General features: G+C 42.6%; 12 protein-coding genes, 2 rRNA genes and 1 other annotated feature. All 14 genes read left to right on the forward strand.

Features of this window, described 5'->3' with window-relative positions; genetic code table 11:
• The first annotated feature begins 176 nt into the window (after positions 1 to 176).
• The 14 genes from AC0VYJ_RS00555 to cysS all read left to right on the forward strand — a co-directional run bounded on the left by AC0VYJ_RS00555 (position 177) and on the right by cysS (position 17,653).
• Positions 177 to 3,106 (forward strand): 23S ribosomal RNA (locus tag AC0VYJ_RS00555).
• A gap of 233 nt (positions 3,107 to 3,339) precedes the next feature.
• Positions 3,340 to 3,456 (forward strand): 5S ribosomal RNA (gene rrf, locus AC0VYJ_RS00560).
• Positions 3,457 to 3,976: 520 nt separating this feature from the next.
• Positions 3,977 to 4,438, forward strand: a complete 462-nt coding sequence (locus tag AC0VYJ_RS00565) for a CtsR family transcriptional regulator (protein ID WP_194220266.1) — start codon at positions 3,977 to 3,979, stop codon at positions 4,436 to 4,438.
• Between the two features lie 38 nt (positions 4,439 to 4,476).
• A complete protein-coding gene (locus AC0VYJ_RS00570) occupies positions 4,477 to 5,013 on the forward strand; it encodes a UvrB/UvrC motif-containing protein (protein ID WP_194220267.1) in 537 nt (178 codons plus the stop codon).
• A 41-nt stretch (positions 5,014 to 5,054) separates the two neighbouring features.
• Positions 5,055 to 6,110 (forward strand): protein arginine kinase, encoded by a 1,056-nt coding sequence (locus AC0VYJ_RS00575; RefSeq protein WP_475367436.1) that lies wholly within the window; start codon positions 5,055 to 5,057, stop codon positions 6,108 to 6,110.
• Positions 6,107 to 8,548 (forward strand): ATP-dependent protease ATP-binding subunit ClpC, encoded by a 2,442-nt coding sequence (gene clpC / locus AC0VYJ_RS00580; protein WP_206759457.1) that lies wholly within the window; start codon positions 6,107 to 6,109, stop codon positions 8,546 to 8,548. The genes AC0VYJ_RS00575 and clpC overlap by 4 nt, the downstream gene beginning before the upstream one ends.
• A gap of 277 nt (positions 8,549 to 8,825) precedes the next feature.
• Positions 8,826 to 10,199 (forward strand): DNA repair protein RadA, encoded by a 1,374-nt coding sequence (gene radA, locus AC0VYJ_RS00585; protein WP_194220270.1) that lies wholly within the window; start codon positions 8,826 to 8,828, stop codon positions 10,197 to 10,199.
• A gap of 3 nt (positions 10,200 to 10,202) precedes the next feature.
• The gene (gene disA / locus AC0VYJ_RS00590; protein ID WP_194220271.1) at positions 10,203 to 11,264 is read left to right on the forward strand and encodes a DNA integrity scanning diadenylate cyclase DisA; all 1,062 of its coding nucleotides are present in this window, start codon (positions 10,203 to 10,205) and stop codon (positions 11,262 to 11,264) included.
• 161 nt (positions 11,265 to 11,425) lie between these two features.
• A complete protein-coding gene (locus tag AC0VYJ_RS00595; RefSeq protein ID WP_194220272.1) occupies positions 11,426 to 12,523 on the forward strand; it encodes a PIN/TRAM domain-containing protein in 1,098 nt (365 codons plus the stop codon).
• A 25-nt stretch (positions 12,524 to 12,548) separates the two neighbouring features.
• The gene (gene ispD, locus AC0VYJ_RS00600; protein ID WP_404684292.1) at positions 12,549 to 13,241 is read left to right on the forward strand and encodes a 2-C-methyl-D-erythritol 4-phosphate cytidylyltransferase; all 693 of its coding nucleotides are present in this window, start codon (positions 12,549 to 12,551) and stop codon (positions 13,239 to 13,241) included.
• Positions 13,241 to 13,714, forward strand: a complete 474-nt coding sequence (gene ispF, locus AC0VYJ_RS00605) for a 2-C-methyl-D-erythritol 2,4-cyclodiphosphate synthase (RefSeq protein ID WP_430246607.1) — start codon at positions 13,241 to 13,243, stop codon at positions 13,712 to 13,714. The genes ispD and ispF overlap by 1 nt, the downstream gene beginning before the upstream one ends.
• 68 nt (positions 13,715 to 13,782) lie before the next feature.
• A complete protein-coding gene (gene gltX, locus AC0VYJ_RS00610; protein ID WP_475366286.1) occupies positions 13,783 to 15,252 on the forward strand; it encodes a glutamate--tRNA ligase in 1,470 nt (489 codons plus the stop codon).
• Between the two features lie 15 nt (positions 15,253 to 15,267).
• Positions 15,268 to 15,490 (forward strand) — a binding site (T-box leader).
• A 116-nt stretch (positions 15,491 to 15,606) separates the two neighbouring features.
• Entirely contained in the window at positions 15,607 to 16,263 is a 657-nt protein-coding gene (gene cysE, locus AC0VYJ_RS00615; RefSeq protein WP_404684295.1) for a serine O-acetyltransferase, read from the forward strand.
• Entirely contained in the window at positions 16,253 to 17,653 is a 1,401-nt protein-coding gene (gene cysS, locus AC0VYJ_RS00620; RefSeq protein WP_430246605.1) for a cysteine--tRNA ligase, read from the forward strand. Before cysE ends, cysS begins: the two co-directional genes overlap by 11 nt.
• The last annotated feature ends 3 nt before the right edge of the window (positions 17,654 to 17,656 follow it).

The raw sequence follows: 17,656 nt of genomic DNA on the forward strand, positions 1-17,656 counted from the left end.
TGAAAGAATGATTTATTCTTTCAAACCAGGTGAAGTGATGAAGCTTAGGCAGATTCAAGTAGTAGCCTTGTTCCTTGAAAACTAGATAGCACAAACAACGACATCCAATAATTATTTTTTATGCAATAACTTAGTAATAACTGATGCGTTATGGCAGTAATGCCTAACAAATCGAAGGTTAAGCTACTAAGGGCGCACGGTGGATGCCTTGGCACTAGAAGCCTAAGAAGGACGGGACGAACACCGATATGCTTCGGGGAGCTGTAAGTACGCTTTGATCCGGAGATTTCCGAATGGGGGAACCCACCATCTTTAATAGGATGGTATCCATTTCTGAATACATAGGGAATGGAAGGCAGACCCGGGGAACTGAAACATCTCATTACCCGGAGGAAGAGAAAGCAAACGCGATTTCCTGAGTAGCGGCGAGCGAAACGGAATCAGCCCAAACCAGAGGGCTTGCCCTCTGGGGTTGTAGGACGTCTCTTTGGAGTTACAAAGGCACGGATAGACGAAGCGACCTGGAAAGGTCCATCAGAGAAGGTAACAATCCTGTAGTCAAAATCCGATGCCCTCCGAGACGGATCCTGAGTACGGCGGGACACGTGAAACCCCGTCGGAATCCGGGAGGACCATCTCCCAAGGCTAAATACTCTCTAGTGACCGATAGTGAACCAGTACCGTGAGGGAAAGGTGAAAAGCACCCCGGAAGGGGAGTGAAAAAGAACCTGAAACCGTGTGCCTACAACTAGTTGGAGCCCGTTAATGGGTGACAGCGTGCCTTTTGTAGAATGAACCGGCGAGTTACGATCCCGTGCAAGGTTAAGCTGAGAAGGCGGAGCCGCAGCGAAAGCGAGTCTGAATAGGGCGAAATAGTACGTGGTCGTAGACCCGAAACCAGGTGATCTACCCATGTCCAGGGTGAAGTTCAGGTAACACTGAATGGAGGCCCGAACCCACGCATGTTGAAAAATGCGGGGATGAGGTGTGGGTAGCGGTGAAATGCCAATCGAACCTGGAGATAGCTGGTTCTCTCCGAAATAGCTTTAGGGCTAGCCTCGCGGCAAGAATCTTGGAGGTAGAGCACTGATTGGACTAGGGGTCCTTACCGGATTACCGAATCCAGTCAAACTCCGAATGCCAACGATTTATCCGCGGGAGTCAGACTGCGAGTGATAAGATCCGTAGTCGAGAGGGAAACAGCCCAGACCACCAGCTAAGGTCCCAAAGTATACGTTAAGTGGAAAAGGATGTGGCGTTGCTTAGACAACCAGGATGTTGGCTTAGAAGCAGCCATCATTTAAAGAGTGCGTAATAGCTCACTGGTCGAGTGACGCTGCGCCGAAAATGTACCGGGGCTAAACGTATCACCGAAGCTGTGGATTGTCTTACGACAATGGTAGGAGAGCGTTCTAAGGGCTGTGAAGTCAGACCGAAAGGACTGGTGGAGCGCTTAGAAGTGAGAATGCCGGTATGAGTAGCGAAAGACAAGTGAGAATCTTGTCCGTCGAAAGCCCAAGGTTTCCTGAGGAAGGCTCGTCCGCTCAGGGTTAGTCGGGACCTAAGCCGAGGCCGAAAGGCGTAGGCGATGGATAACAGGTTGATATTCCTGTACCACCTCCTTTCCGTTTGAACGACGGGGGGACGCAGAAAGATAGGGAGAGCGCGCTGCTGGAAATGCGCGTCCAAGCGATTAGGCTGGTGAATAGGCAAATCCGTTCACCATGAAGGCTGAGTCGTGATGGCGAGGGAAATTTAGTACCGAAGTCCTTGATTCTACGCTGCCAAGAAAAGCCTCTAGTGAGGAAAAAGGTGCCCGTACCGCAAACCGACACAGGTAGGCGAGGAGAGAATCCTAAGACGATCGGGAGAACTCTCGTTAAGGAACTCGGCAAAATGACCCCGTAACTTCGGGAGAAGGGGTGCTTCCTCGGGTTTATAGCCCAGGGGAGCCGCAGTGAAAAGATCCAAGCGACTGTTTAGCAAAAACACAGGTCTCTGCAAAGCCGTAAGGCGAAGTATAGGGGCTGACACCTGCCCGGTGCTGGAAGGTTAAGAGGAGGGGTTATCCCTTACGGGAGAAGCTCTGAATCGAAGCCCCAGTAAACGGCGGCCGTAACTATAACGGTCCTAAGGTAGCGAAATTCCTTGTCGGGTAAGTTCCGACCCGCACGAAAGGTGCAACGACTTGGATACTGTCTCAACGAGAGACCCGGTGAAATTATAGTACCTGTGAAGATGCAGGTTACCCGCGACAGGACGGAAAGACCCCATGGAGCTTTACTGTAGCCTGATATTGGATTTTGGTACAGCTTGTACAGGATAGGTAGGAGCCATAGAAGTCGGACCGCCAGGTTCGATGGAGGCGTCGGTGGGATACTACCCTGGCTGTACTGACATTCTAACCCAGCACCGTGATCCGGTGCGGAGACAGTGTCAGGTGGGCAGTTTGACTGGGGCGGTCGCCTCCTAAAGTGTAACGGAGGCGCCCAAAGGTTCCCTCAGAATGGTTGGAAATCATTCGCAGAGTGTAAAGGCACAAGGGAGCTTGACTGCGAGACCTACAAGTCGAGCAGGGACGAAAGTCGGGCTTAGTGATCCGGTGGTTCCGCATGGAAGGGCCATCGCTCAACGGATAAAAGCTACCCTGGGGATAACAGGCTTATCTCCCCCAAGAGTCCACATCGACGGGGAGGTTTGGCACCTCGATGTCGGCTCATCGCATCCTGGGGCTGAAGTAGGTCCCAAGGGTTGGGCTGTTCGCCCATTAAAGCGGTACGCGAGCTGGGTTCAGAACGTCGTGAGACAGTTCGGTCCCTATCCGTCGCGGGCGCAGGAAATTTGAGAGGAGCTGTCCTTAGTACGAGAGGACCGGGATGGACACACCGCTGGTGTACCAGTTGTTCCGCCAGGAGCATAGCTGGGTAGCTACGTGTGGAAGGGATAAGTGCTGAAAGCATCTAAGCATGAAGCCCCCCTCGAGATGAGATTTCCCACAGCATGAAGCTGGTAAGATCCCTTAGAGATGATGAGGTAGATAGGTTCGGGGTGGAAGCGTGGCAACACGTGGAGCTGACGAATACTAATCGATCGAGGGCTTAACCTAAACGAAAAGCGAAGTAAGCCGTTTAAATCCGACAAGCGTTGGAGGCTTTTGAGTCAGACGCGCTTTATGCGTCAGAATCAAAAGGTGAAACGATCGAGGATTTGGCTTACGTAGCTGGACATATTGGAAAGTTGTGCGTGCTATCTAGTTTTCAGGGAACACCTGAAATAAGGAAGTTCGATTAAGTGCCACCACGTCCTGTGGTGAACACCGAACGGCTAACATCCTGTTAGTCTAGTGATGATGGCGAAGAGGTCACACCCGTTCCCATGCCGAACACGGAAGTTAAGCTCTTCAGCGCCGATGGTAGTTGGGGGATCTCCCCCTGCAAGAGTAGGACGTCGCTAGGCAACATAAGAGAAGCGAGAGACCTGAGGGTTTCTCGCTTTTTTTGTATTTCTTTCTCAACAATTTTAGATAGCTAGTTCTGTTTTAAAAGATCGCGGAATTAATTTTTCTGTTTGCATAATTGTTTTGCCTTACTATCGCAGAGTAATTCCTCAAGCATCTAAATACCTGATCGGATATATTCTCTATCTAAGCACTCTATATAATAGAGAAATATAAGCAATTCATATTGCAGGGTTAAGAAACTTTTAATGAAAAATTTTGCTACCCTTATGTAGCAAATGAATTATTCGAGTCTAATCGTATTTTTTTGTTTAATAGTTTTCTGAAGAAAATTATAGTTGCTCTATTAAAAGGTGAAAACTAGAGAAAAAAGAGTCTTGGATTTATCTTAAATGGTAATGCTTTATACAGAAGAACTACGATAGGCTTGTTGCTTTGCAATCCTTGATAAAAACGTTATAATATATTTAACGTCAAATATAGTCAAAGTCAGTATGGGGACGGAGAGGAGGGAACTACGTGAGGAATGTTTCCGATATTATTGAAGCATATCTAAAGAAAATTTTAATGGTGGATGGAAGGGATGCTGTTGAAATAAAGCGAAGTGAAATAGCAGATAAATTTCAATGTGTTCCCTCGCAAATTAATTATGTAATAAATACCCGCTTTACGATTGAAAAAGGCTATATTGTGGAAAGTAAGAGAGGTGGAGGGGGTTATATACGGATCGTTAAAGTTAAACCCGAAACCCACGCTGATTTAATAGACGAAATGATACAGATCGTCAAAAATCAAGTGCCACAAGTAGTTTCAGAAAATATTATTCTTCGTTTACATGAAGAAGAGGTAATTTCGGAGCGAGAAGCGAAGTTAATGTTAAGCGTACTAGATCGTACTGTGATTACTATAGAATTACCAGTTAGAGATCATCTGCGTGCGAATATGTTGCGTGCCATGCTAACTGCTTTAAAATATAAATAAATTTTATACTTTTTAGGGTAGAGAAGGAGGGTTGCCCTATGACTTGTCAGGAATGTGGTGAGCGCCCTGCTACGCTTCATTTCACTAAGATTATTAATGGTGAAAAAACAGAGTTTCACATTTGTGAGAAGTGTGCTAAGGAAAAAGGTGAGGTTGAGCCAGGCACTAACCATTTTTCTATCCATAACTTATTATCGGGATTACTAAATTTCGATACCCCTATTGAGGAGAATCCAGCTCAGTCTTTTTATAAAAAAGAGCCAATACACTGTCCAAAGTGTGGGTTGACCTATCAACAATTCACTAAGATTGGAAGATTTGGGTGTTCTGAGTGCTACAAAACCTTTTCGGATAACTTGGATCCTATACTTAAAAAAGTTCATGGGGGCAATACTGTTCACGCTGGAAAAGTTCCGAAGAGGGCTGGAGCAGCGATAGAAATTGAACGCAAAGTTCAGAACTTAAGAAGCAAAATGAAAGAGTATATCCAGCATGAAGAATTTGAAAAAGCTGCAGAAACTAGAGATTTGATTCGTTCCCTTGAAGAAAAGAGCAAATGGGAAGGGGGAGCATAATGTCACTTCAGCATTTTATCAGTGAAGCCGTAAGCCCATGGATGAAAGATGAGGGGCCAGATTCTGATATTGTCATGAGCAGTCGGGTCCGATTTGCACGTAACTTAAAGAATTATGTTTTTCCGATCGTTTCAAACAGTGAGGATAATTTACAAGTTATAAAAGAAGTTCGACAACAGTTTACAGATATTCCAGACGACCAGATTGGTGAACTTGAACTAATTGAAATGGATGAGTTAAAACCTATCGAGAAGAGAGTTCTTGTGGAGAAGCACTTGATTAGTCCTAACCTTATCGAACACTCAAATAACGGCGGTGTGCTTCTGAGCGAGAATGAAACGGTTAGTATAATGATTAATGAAGAAGATCATTTTCGTATTCAATGTCTAGTTGCAGGGTTCGAACTGAAGAAGGCGCTAACCATTGCAAATTCATTAGATAACTGGATTGAAGGAAAAGTTGACTACGCATTTGATGAAAGAAAAGGATATTTAACAAGTTGTCCTACTAATGTGGGAACCGGCATGCGAGCTTCTGTTATGCTACACCTCCCTGCGCTTGTATTAACACAGCAATTAAACCATATTATTCCGGCTATCAACCAGCTCGGTCTTGTCGTAAGAGGTAGCTATGGGGAAGGTAGCGAAGCGCTAGGTAATATTTTTCAGATATCAAATCAGATCACTCTTGGAAAGACAGAAGATGACATCATCGAAGATTTACAAGGTGTGGTTATGCAAGTTATCGAAAAAGAACGTGCTGCTAGAAGGGCACTTCTAGATAACTCCCGAATTGAGTTAGAGGATCGTATTTATCGTGCCCTTGGTGTTCTGCAGAACAGCAGAATTATTCAATCAAAAGAAGCAGCTAAGTGTTTGTCAGATGTAAGACTTGGTATTGATTCAGGTCTTGTAAAAGGCTTATCTAAATCGATATTGAATGAATTGCTTATCCTAACTCAACCAGGTTTCTTACAGCAGTATGCTGGGGCAAGTCTTACCCCTACGGAACGAGATATCAAACGTGCTACTTTAATTAGAGAAAGACTTGAACTTGAAGATCAACTAACGAAGAATTTGGAGGGTGATGAACAATGATGTTTGGACGATTTACAGAACGTGCCCAGAAAGTACTTGCTTTAGCACAAGAAGAGGCGATCCGACTTGGCCATAACAACGTTGGTACTGAACATATCTTACTTGGGTTAGTCCGTGAAGGTGAAGGTATTGCAGCCAAAGCGTTAACAGCACTTGGACTTGGCTCAGACAAGATTCAAAAAGAAGTAGAGAAGTTAATTGGACGCGGGCAGGATTCTGTTCAATCCATTCACTATACACCACGAGCTAAAAAAGTGATTGAATTATCGATGGATGAAGCACGTAAGTTGAGCCATTCCTATGTAGGTACTGAACATATTCTACTTGGCTTAATTCGCGAGGGTGAAGGTGTTGCTGCACGCGTACTTAATAACTTAGGGGTAAGCTTAAATAAAGCTCGTCAGCAGGTTCTACAATTGTTAGGTAGTAATGAAAGCTCTTCTTCTAGTCATCAAGCTGGAGGAGCGAGCGCAAATACTCCTACACTAGATAGTCTTGCAAGAGATCTTACTGTGATCGCTCGAGACAACGGACTGGATCCTGTTATTGGTCGAAGCAAAGAAATTGAGCGAGTGATTGAAGTGCTTAGCCGACGTACAAAGAATAACCCTGTCCTAATCGGAGAGCCAGGAGTTGGTAAAACTGCAATTGCAGAAGGCCTTGCTCAGCAAATTATTAACAATGAAGTACCTGAAACGCTTCGTGATAAGCGCGTTATGACGCTAGATATGGGTACTGTCGTTGCAGGTACGAAATACCGCGGTGAATTTGAAGACCGTTTGAAGAAAGTAATGGATGAAATTCGTCAGGCAGGTAACATTATTCTGTTTATTGATGAACTTCATACACTAATTGGCGCTGGTGGTGCAGAAGGAGCAATTGATGCTTCAAATATTCTTAAACCTGCACTAGCAAGAGGAGAACTTCAATGTATTGGTGCTACTACTCTTGATGAGTATCGTAAATACATTGAGAAGGATGCTGCCCTTGAACGTCGCTTCCAACCAATTCAAGTTAACGAACCGACAAGTGATGAGTCCGCTCTTATTTTAAAGGGACTTAGAGATCGTTATGAAGCTCATCACCGCGTTACGATTACTGACGATGCGATCGAAGCCGCGGTTAAACTTTCAGATCGTTACATTTCGGATCGTTTCTTACCGGATAAAGCAATTGATTTAATTGACGAAGCCGCTTCGAAAGTTCGCCTTCGTTCTTATACTGCACCACCAAATTTAAAAGAACTTGATAAGAAGCTTGAAGAGGTTCGAAAAGAAAAGGATGCTTCTGTTCAAAGCCAGGAGTTTGAGAAAGCCGCTTCTCTTCGTGATTCTGAACAACGCTTACGCGAGCAGCTAGAGCAGACGAAGAAAGAATGGAAAGAAAAGCAAGGAAAAGAGAATCAAGAGGTTACACCGGAGGATATTGCGATTGTCGTTGCCAATTGGACCGGTATCCCGGTTTCCAAGCTAGAAGAGCAGGAAACAGAACGTCTATTGAAAATGGAAGAGATTCTTCATAATCGCCTGATCGGTCAAGAAGAAGCCGTAAAATCTATTTCAAAAGCAGTACGACGTGCTCGTGCTGGATTAAAGGATCCTAAGCGCCCAATTGGTTCATTTATTTTCCTTGGGCCAACAGGGGTAGGTAAAACTGAACTAGCTCGTGCTGTTGCTGAAACACTATTCGGTGAAGAAGATTCTGTTATCCGAATTGATATGTCTGAGTACATGGAGAAACACTCAACGTCACGTCTTGTTGGTTCACCTCCAGGTTACGTTGGATATGAAGAAGGCGGCCAGTTAACTGAGAAGGTAAGACGCAAACCTTATTCTGTTATCTTGCTAGATGAAATTGAGAAAGCACATCCAGATGTCTTTAATATTCTTCTTCAAGTACTAGAAGATGGACGATTGACTGATTCTAAAGGTCGCGTAGTCGATTTCCGTAATACTGTCGTTATTATGACTTCAAACGTTGGAGCTAGCACGCTTAAACGTAATAAATACGTTGGCTTTTCGACAGGCTCTGAAGGTCAGGAATATAGCGATATGAAAGGTAAAGTGATGGATGATCTTAAGAAGACTTTCCGTCCAGAGTTCCTAAACCGAATTGATGAGACGATTGTATTCCATTCGCTTGAAAAGAAACACTTGAAGGAAATCATTGTTCTGATGGCCAACCAGCTTAAAGCTCGTCTATCAGATCATGGTATTGATTTTGAATTAACGGATACGGCTCTCGATAAGATCTCTGAAGAAGGTTATGATCCAGAGTATGGTGCTCGACCGCTTAGAAGAGCTCTACAGCGCCATATTGAAGATCGCCTTTCTGAAGAGTTGCTTAGAGGTAACATCGAAAAAGGCCAACGAGTGAAAATCGATTATAAAGAAAATGATTTTGTTGTCGAGACCCTTTCTGAAGCAACTTCATCTTAAGAATAACAACCGGAAGGCAAATGTCTTCCGGTTTTTTTTATATTTGAGGAGTGGTTTGAGATACTTAAGGGAAAGGTATTGAGATAATGACTATGTCTTATTTCGGAATGCTAGTGTAAAAGAGTTGAAAAGCAGGTTATTTCAATAAACAGGACGGTTTATTTGTCCTAGAAAACTTTTTGAATCTGCCAATCATTATGAGTTCATAGGAACTTATAAGTTGTGATAAAATAAAGACAGTAATTTGTTCGGTTGATCGTGAAGGTGAGGATGTTAAATGGCAAAGAAAAAAACGAAATTTATGTGTCAGGATTGTGGCTATGAATCTGCAAAATGGATGGGGAAATGTCCGGGGTGCCATCAATGGAATACTATGGTGGAAGAGGTTGTACCAGGTGACAATGACCGAAGACGCTTTGTTACTTCAAGTAATGAAACTGCAAGTAAACCGACGTCCATACGACGTATTCAAAAAGAAATGGAGCCTAGGATTTTAACTCATATTACAGAGCTTGATCGCGTGTTAGGCGGCGGAGTAGTACCAGGCTCCCTCGTGCTTGTTGGAGGGGACCCAGGCATTGGTAAGTCAACTCTTTTGCTCCAAACGTCATCAAAGCTTGCTGACCAAGATCATCCGGTTCTTTATATCTCTGGTGAAGAGTCGGTCAAGCAGACGAAGCTTCGTGCAGATCGTCTAGGGGTCGATGCAGAAAAATTATATGTATTAGCAGAGACTGATCTTGAGTATATTAGTAAAGCAATTGAAGAAATAAACCCCCAGCTTGTGATCATCGATTCGATTCAAACCATTTTCAGGTCAGAAGTTACGTCTGCACCAGGTAGTGTTTCACAAGTGCGGGAATGTACTTCTCAACTTATGCGTATAGCTAAAACAAGAGGAATAGCTATTTTCATTGTTGGACATGTGACAAAAGAGGGATCAATTGCTGGTCCGAGACTTTTAGAACATATGGTTGACGCTGTGCTTTATTTTGAAGGGGAACGTCATCATACGTTTCGAATTCTACGCGGAGTAAAGAACCGTTTTGGGTCAACAAATGAAATAGGTGTTTTTGAGATGAAGGAAGAGGGGCTTGAAGAAGTACTTAACCCTTCAGAAATCTTTCTAGAAGAACGATCATCTGGATCAGCTGGTTCAACAGTTGTTGCATCTATGGAGGGAACGAGAACTGTTCTAGTTGAGATCCAGGCATTAATATCACCAACAAGCTTTGGGAATCCACGAAGAACTGCGACAGGAATTGATCATAACCGCGTTTCTCTATTGATGGCAGTTCTTGAGAAAAGAGTAGGACTTCTCCTGCAAAATCAGGATGCCTATTTAAATGTTGCAGGTGGTGTGCGACTTGATGAGCCGGCAATTGATCTTGCTATTGCAGTATCAATCGCGTCCAGTTTTAGAGATCAACCAACACGTCCATCAGATATTGTGGTAGGAGAAATTGGACTAACAGGAGAAATCAGAAGGGTATCACGGATCGAACAACGAGTGATTGAAGCTGCCAAACTTGGTTTTGAGCGGGCTATTATTCCAAAGAAAAATATAGGTGGTTGGACTTTCCCTGAAGGTATTCAGGTTATTGGCGTTCAAACCGTAGATGAAGCATTAAATGAAGCGCTAGGAGGGTAGAAGATGGAGATCGATAAGCAGCAGGAAATCATAAATGAAATTCTAAAAATCGTTGCACCCGGTACGCAGTTAAGGCATGGAATCGATAATATACTACGAGCCAATACTGGCGGTTTAATCGTTGTGGGGTATGATGGGAAATTGCAGGATATTGTTGATGGTGGATTTTCAATAGAGTGTCGGTTTACCCCTGCTTACCTGTATGAGCTTGCGAAAATGGATGGAGCCATTATTTTGAACAAAGAAGCTTCTAAAATCCTTTATGCTAATACACAGTTAATACCCGAGACTTCGATCCCGTCTACAGAGACGGGTATCCGACATCGAACAGCGGAACGCGTCGCCAAGCAAACAGGTAATCTAGTGATCTCGATCTCACAACGTCGCAACGTTATTACACTTTATCAAGGAAGTATTCGTTATTCATTAAAGGAAATCGGCGTTATACTGACAAAAGCGAATCAGGCGATGCAAACACTTGAAAAATACAAATCAGTTCTTGATCAAGGGATTACCGATCTCGGAGCTCTTGAGTTTGAAGAACTCGTAACCCTTCAGGAAGTTGCTCAAGTTATCCATCGTATTGAGATGGTTTTGCGCATCAAAAAAGAGATCCTTAACTACATTAATGAGCTTGGTACGGAAGGTCGACTGATTAGTATGCAGATGGAAGAGCTTGTTTCGAATCTTGAATCGGAAGCAAAGTGGCTGATTGGAGATTACGTAAAAGATGTGGATGAATCTCCAGCTGATGTTATGAAACGTTTAAAGAAGCTTTCAAGTGATGACTTACTAGAAGACAATGCCATTATGAGAATTCTGGGTTATCATGATCAAAATGAGAATGTAGCACCGAGAGGGTATCGGATCTTGCATAAAATTCCGAGACTGCCATCAAATATAATTGAGAACTTGGTAGATAGTTTTGAAAACCTTAACGCTATTTCTAAAGCCTCTATTGAAGAACTCGATCATGTAGATGGAATTGGGGCCATTCGAGCTAAGAAGATTAAAGATGGATTGAAACGAATTCAGGAGCAACTCTTTGTAGATCGCCACATATAGGGCTGTGAAATAGACATTCCATAGGGGGGTGTGCTAATCTATAATTAATTTATAGTCATGCAAGCTAACCTATAATCATACTATAAAATTCACAAACTTCAAGGATTTATGTTTCAATTCTGAGAATTTGTTTATAATGTTAAAAGGAGGTGAAAACGTCAATGATAAAGTGGATTGTACAGTTATTTTTTATCATTTTAGGCGGAGCACTGGGATTAGTATACTTACCAGATTTAATACAATTACTCAATATAGGGGACCTTCCAGCAGTATTTACTAATTCTTATGCAGGTGCTGTCATAGGAGCGGTGTTATTCTTTTTAGCAACTTTTTGGGTGACAGATTATATTGTCGATTTCATTCGTCTGGTTGAAGAAAAGGTTGTTAGTGCACCGGTTGGAGACGTACTATTTGGGGCAATTGGACTGATTATTGGACTTATAATTGCATTTTTACTAACCGTACCTCTGGCTGAGATTAACTTTCCAGTTGTGAGTAACATTCTGCCGATTTTCATTACCATTTTGCTTGGGTATTTTGGATTCCAGGTTGGATTTAAAAAGCGTGATGAGCTTATTAATCTTTTCTCGAACACCAAAGGAAAAGATAAGAAAAAGGATAACGATGAGGATGAGATTGATTCTGGTTCATCCAAATTGAAGATCCTTGATACAAGCGTAATTATTGATGGAAGAATTGCTGATATCTGTCAAACTGGTTTTCTTGAAGGAACACTCGTTATACCACAATTTGTACTAGAGGAATTGCAGCATATTGCTGATTCATCAGACGTTTTGAAACGAAACCGTGGTCGTCGAGGTCTTGATATACTAAACAAGATACAAAAAGAGCTTGCGGTGAATGTGGAAATATACGAAGGTGATTTTGAAGAAATTCAAGAAGTTGATAGTAAACTGGTTAAGCTTGCCAAGCTTGTTAATGGCATGGTTGTTACAAACGACTTTAACTTAAATAAAGTATGCGAACTTCAAAAGGTTCAAGTGTTGAACATCAACGATTTAGCTAATGCGGTTAAACCAGTCGTTCTCCCTGGTGAAGAGCTTAATGTTCAAGTCATCAAAGATGGAAAAGAATATAATCAGGGCGTAGCCTATCTAGACGATGGTACAATGATAGTAGTGGAAGAAGGTAGGAATTATATTGGCAAAACGATTGATGTTCTTGTAACGAGCGTATTGCAGACATCAGCTGGACGCATGATTTTTGCCAAACCCAAACTACTCGAAAAAGCACTTTAAGTGATAGGCGACGGGGGTTCTAGCTTTGAAATATTCAGTAGTCATTCCTGCTGCCGGACAGGGAAAAAGGATGAACGCAGGGAAAAACAAACAATTTATTATGCTTGAAGGAAAACCGATTATCGTTCATACGATATCGGTTTTTCAGAGTGACCCACATTGCGAGGAGATCGTGCTCGCTGTAAATGAACGTGAGCATGAAGATTTTCACTCGCTTATTCAGGAATATGGACTAACAAAGGTAAGTCATGTCGTAACAGGTGGCTATGAACGTCAGCAAAGTGTTTATGAAGGACTTAAAGCATTGCAAGGGGATAAAATTGTTTTAATTCACGATGGTGCCCGTCCATTTTTTACACATGAAGTTGCAAATCAAGCGGCGACAGCAGCTAAAGATTACGATGGTGCGATTGTAGCTGTTCCAGTTAAGGACACAGTGAAGCAAGTGGATGAACTGAAGGTGCAGAAAACCATTGATCGCTCAAGCTTGTGGGCCGTGCAAACTCCACAGGCTTTTCGTCTTTCGGTCATCAAAGGAGTTCATAAATGGGCTGAGGAGAACGGTGTGATTGGAACTGATGACGCCAGTTTAGTAGAGATGAATGGACGCTCAGTCCAAGTGATCCCGGGGGATTATTGGAATGTGAAATTAACAACACCTGAAGATTTAATTTTTGCGAGAGCGATCTTGCGAGAGAAGAGGGAGAGTGGAGTTTAATGCGAGTTGGTCATGGCTTTGATGTACATAAGTTAGTGGAAGACCGTCCGTGTATTATTGGAGGGGTTACCATTCCATTTGAGAAAGGTTTGCTTGGTCATTCCGATGCTGACGTACTCCTACATTCCGTTGCGGATGCTTGTCTTGGGGCTATTGGAGAAGGCGATATAGGAAAACATTTTCCCGATACAGATGAAGCTTTTAAAGATGCTGATTCAAAGGAACTTCTTCGACATGTATTTGGAATTGTGAAGGAAAAAGGCTTCACGCTCGGTAATGTGGATTGCACAATTATTGCGCAGCTTCCCAAAATGGCTCCTCATATTTCAGCTATGCGTGAAGTGATTGCTCATTTACTTGAGTGTGACATTAGCCAGGTAAATGTGAAGGCTACTACTTCAGAGAAGCTTGGATTTACTGGTAGAGGGGAAGGAATTGCGGCTGAAGTTGTCGTGTTGCTTCAAAAAGCTTGACCGATAATTTGACGGTAATGGTAAAATAATAAGACAGTTAAAGATAATAATTAATGGTGGTGGATATAATGGGAAACGAAGTACGCGTACGTTATGCGCCGAGCCCAACAGGTTATTTACATATTGGGAATGCAAGAACGGCGTTATTTAATTATTTGTTTGCTAGAAATCAAGGCGGTAAGTTCATCATTCGTATTGAAGATACGGACCAGTCTCGTAATGTTGAAGGTGGCGTTGAGAATCAGCTTGATTACTTAAAGTGGCTAGGAATGGATTGGGATGAGAGTATCGATAAAGAGGGAGAATACGGTCCATATACTCAAATGGAACGTCTAGATATTTATACTGAACATACAAAAGAGCTTTTGAATAAAGAACTTGCATATAAATGTTATTGTACAGAAGATGAGCTTGAGGCAGAGCGAGAAGCACAGCGTGCGCGAGGAGAAATGCCGCGATATTCTGGAAAATGTCGACATCTTACAGAAGACCAGCGTGAAAAGTTAGAAGCAGAAGGTAGAGAACCGAGCATTCGTTTTGCAGTTCCACGTGATAAAGAATATTCGTTTGACGATGTTGTAAAAGACCGCGTATCCTTTGAATCGAATGGAATTGGCGACTTTGTTATCGTTAAGAAGAACGGTATTCCGACTTACAACTATGCCGTTGCTCTCGATGATCACCATATGAAGATTTCTCACGTTCTTCGTGGGGATGATCATATCTCAAACACACCTAAGCAGTTAATGATCTACGAAGCATTTGGTTTTGAACCACCTAAATTTGGTCATATGACACTGATCGTTAATGATCAGAAGAAGAAGCTTAGTAAGCGGGATAAATCAATTGTGCAGTATATTGAACAGTACCATGACTTAGGTTTTCTTCCAGAAGCGTTATTTAATTTTGTGACACTACTTGGTTGGTCGCCTAAGGGAGAAGAAGAGCTGTTTACGAAAGAGCAATTGATCGAAATCTTTGATCCAGAACGCTTGTCCACTTCGCCGGCAGTTTTTGATTCACAAAAACTCTACTGGATGAATAATCAATATATTAAACAGGCGAGTCTTGATCGAGTGGTTGAACTGACTCTTCCACATCTTGTTGAAGCAGGAAGGTTCCCTCTTGAAATGACAGCGGAACAAAAGGAATGGGCTCAAGAACTAATCGCCCTTTATCAAGAACAACTTCACTATGGTAGAGAAATTGTTGAGCTTACTGAGTTGTTCTTTAAGCAAGAAATTCAGTATAATGAAGAGGCAATGACAGTACTAAACGAAGAGCAAATTCCTGAAGTGATGCAAGGATTCATAGACCAACTTAAAGAAGTTGAAGAATTTGAGCCAGCTGCAATTAAATCAGCTATCAAGGCTACTCAAAAGGCAACTGGTCATAAAGGGAAGAAACTCTTTATGCCAATCCGTGTGGCTACGACAGGTGAAACACATGGTCCTGAACTTCCGCAGGCGATTGCCTTACTTGGAAGGGAAGCAGTTAATGCTCGTTTGAATCAAGTTCTTGCGATGAGTAAAGCATAATAATAAGCGAATTGACAACAAACGTTGAAGAGGAAAAGTAAATGAGTGTAATTCTTTATAGAGAGAGCTGTCCTCGGCTGAAAGCAGCTTAAGTATTTACTCATTGAAATGCCCCTCTGAGTCTTCTACAGAAAGCCTTTATGGTTATTAGGTAGGAGCGGTGCCGCCGTTATCGGTGATAGGAACATTTGTAAAAATGTTCGAAGCAGAGTGGAACCACGCAAATAGCGTCTCTGTGTGATGGAGTCATCACACAGGGGCGCTTTTTTTAATAATTATTATTCTTTGGAACGCAGAGATGGTGAACCTACATTCTAGTTGATCTTATGGGAGTATACGGAGAGAGGTGAAGACATGTGGAAGACGTTGAAGCAGGATATCGATGTGGTCTTTGATCAAGATCCAGCAGCACGAAGTTATTTTGAGGTTATTCTAACTTATGCTGGCCTTCACGCAATATGGTCACATCGAGTGGCACACTGGTTTTGGAAAAAGAAGTTTTTCTTTCTTGCTAGAGCAGTATCGCAAATCAGTCGATTTTTCACAGGTATCGAAATTCATCCAGGAGCAACAATTGGAGAACGTTGTTTTATTGATCACGGTATGGGTGTTGTTATTGGAGAAACATGTGAGATTGGAAATAATGTGACGTTATTCCAAGGCGTAACACTTGGGGGAACTGGTAAAGAAAAAGGGAAACGTCATCCAACTCTTGGGGATAATACGCTTGTTGCGACGGGAGCGAAGGTGCTAGGCTCCATCACGATAGGAGAGAATTCCAAAGTAGGTGCCGGGTCAGTTGTTTTGCAGGATGTGCCTGTTAATTCAACTGTGGTAGGTATACCTGGAAGAGTCGTTATCCAAAATGGAGTGAAAGTTCCACATAATCTTGACCATCATAAGATGCCGGATCCAGTGGCTGATAAATTTAAGCAAATGGAACAAGAATTGCGAGAGTTAACAGAGGAAGTCCGAACGTTAAGGAAGAGGAGTGAAAGTTATGGCGATTAAGCTATATAATACATTGACACAGAAAAAAGAAACGTTTCAACCAATTGAAGAAGGTAAAGTACGGATGTACGTGTGCGGTCCGACCGTATACAACTATATTCATATTGGTAACGCGCGCCCTGCTATTGTCTTTGATGTTGTCCGTCGTTATCTTCAATACAGAGATTATGATGTGCAGTATGTTTCTAACTTTACGGATGTAGATGATAAATTGATTCGAGCGGCCAATGAATTGGGTGAAGATGTACCGGCAGTGGCTGAACGATTTATCGGTGCTTATCATGAAGATACGGGTGCGCTTGGCGTTAAGAAAGCAGACGAACATCCAAGAGTAACAGAGAACATGCAGGAAATCATTGATTTTATCACAGCTCTTATTGAAAAGAACTACGCATATGAGTCTGAAGGAGATGTGTACTTTAGAACTCGTCAATTCGAAGGTTATGGAAAACTTTCACACCAGTCCATCGATGAGCTTAAGCTCGGTTCTCGAATTGTGGTGGGTGAAAAGAAAGAAGACCCTCTTGATTTTACACTTTGGAAATCTGCAAAAGAAGGTGAAATTTCATGGGCGAGTCCATGGGGAGAGGGGCGACCAGGCTGGCACATTGAATGCTCGGCGATGGCGAAGAAATATTTAGGAGATACAATTGATATTCATGCGGGAGGAAAAGATCTGGCATTCCCTCACCATGAAAATGAAGTAGCGCAAACGGAAGCGTTAACTGGGCATACTTTTGCGAATTATTGGCTTCACAACGGGTATATCAATATTAACAACGAGAAAATGTCTAAATCACTAGGTAATTTTGTCCTTGTTCATGACTTGATTAAACAGCATGACCCAGAAGCGATTCGATTCTTTATGTTGTCTGTTCATTATCGTAATCCCATTAACTTTGACCATGAGCTCCTGGCAAGTGCTAAAACAGGACTTGATCGCATTAAGGATACGGTAGAAAACCTTGAGCACCGCCTTCAACACAGTGCTGACCTTGATGGAGAAGTTGAGAAATGGCAAGAGAGAATTGAGGGATATCGTGAACGCTTCGTTACAGAAATGGACGATGATTTTAATACGGCGAATGCGATCTCCATTTTATTTGAACTTTCTAAAGAAGCTAATCTCTACCTCCAGGGGACAAATTCATCCATGGAGATTCTTGAACTATTTATGGAGCGCTTTGAAGACTTTGGTTCCGTTCTTGGCATTTCCTTCAAAAGAGAAAAAGCTCTACTTGATGAAGATGTGGATCAACTGATAGAAGAACGAAATGAAGCAAGGAAGCAACGTGATTTTGGAAGAGCAGATGAAATTCGTGATGAATTAAAAGAACAGGGAATTCTTCTTGAGGATACACCTCAAGGCGTTCGCTGGAAAAGGATGTAGCGC

This window comes from Anaerobacillus sp. 63XJN7_5_ISO-PGPR-S23-430 (assembly GCF_056173695.1).

What these genes read in the sequence shown, in the direction of transcription:
- radA (WP_194220270.1), top strand. Translation starts at nt 8,826, where the DNA reads ATGGCAAAGAAAAAAACGAAATTTATGTGTCAGGATTGTGGCTATGAA.
- disA (WP_194220271.1), top strand. Translation starts at nt 10,203, where the DNA reads ATGGAGATCGATAAGCAGCAGGAAATCATAAATGAAATTCTAAAAATC.
- gltX (WP_475366286.1), top strand. Translation starts at nt 13,783, where the DNA reads ATGGGAAACGAAGTACGCGTACGTTATGCGCCGAGCCCAACAGGTTAT.
- cysE (WP_404684295.1), top strand. Translation starts at nt 15,607, where the DNA reads ATGTGGAAGACGTTGAAGCAGGATATCGATGTGGTCTTTGATCAAGAT.
- AC0VYJ_RS00570 (WP_194220267.1), top strand. Translation starts at nt 4,477, where the DNA reads ATGACTTGTCAGGAATGTGGTGAGCGCCCTGCTACGCTTCATTTCACT.
- AC0VYJ_RS00595 (WP_194220272.1), top strand. Translation starts at nt 11,426, where the DNA reads ATGATAAAGTGGATTGTACAGTTATTTTTTATCATTTTAGGCGGAGCA.
- ispF (WP_430246607.1), top strand. Translation starts at nt 13,241, where the DNA reads ATGCGAGTTGGTCATGGCTTTGATGTACATAAGTTAGTGGAAGACCGT.
- AC0VYJ_RS00575 (WP_475367436.1), top strand. Translation starts at nt 5,055, where the DNA reads ATGAAAGATGAGGGGCCAGATTCTGATATTGTCATGAGCAGTCGGGTC.
- clpC (WP_206759457.1), top strand. Translation starts at nt 6,107, where the DNA reads ATGATGTTTGGACGATTTACAGAACGTGCCCAGAAAGTACTTGCTTTA.
- cysS (WP_430246605.1), top strand. Translation starts at nt 16,253, where the DNA reads ATGGCGATTAAGCTATATAATACATTGACACAGAAAAAAGAAACGTTT.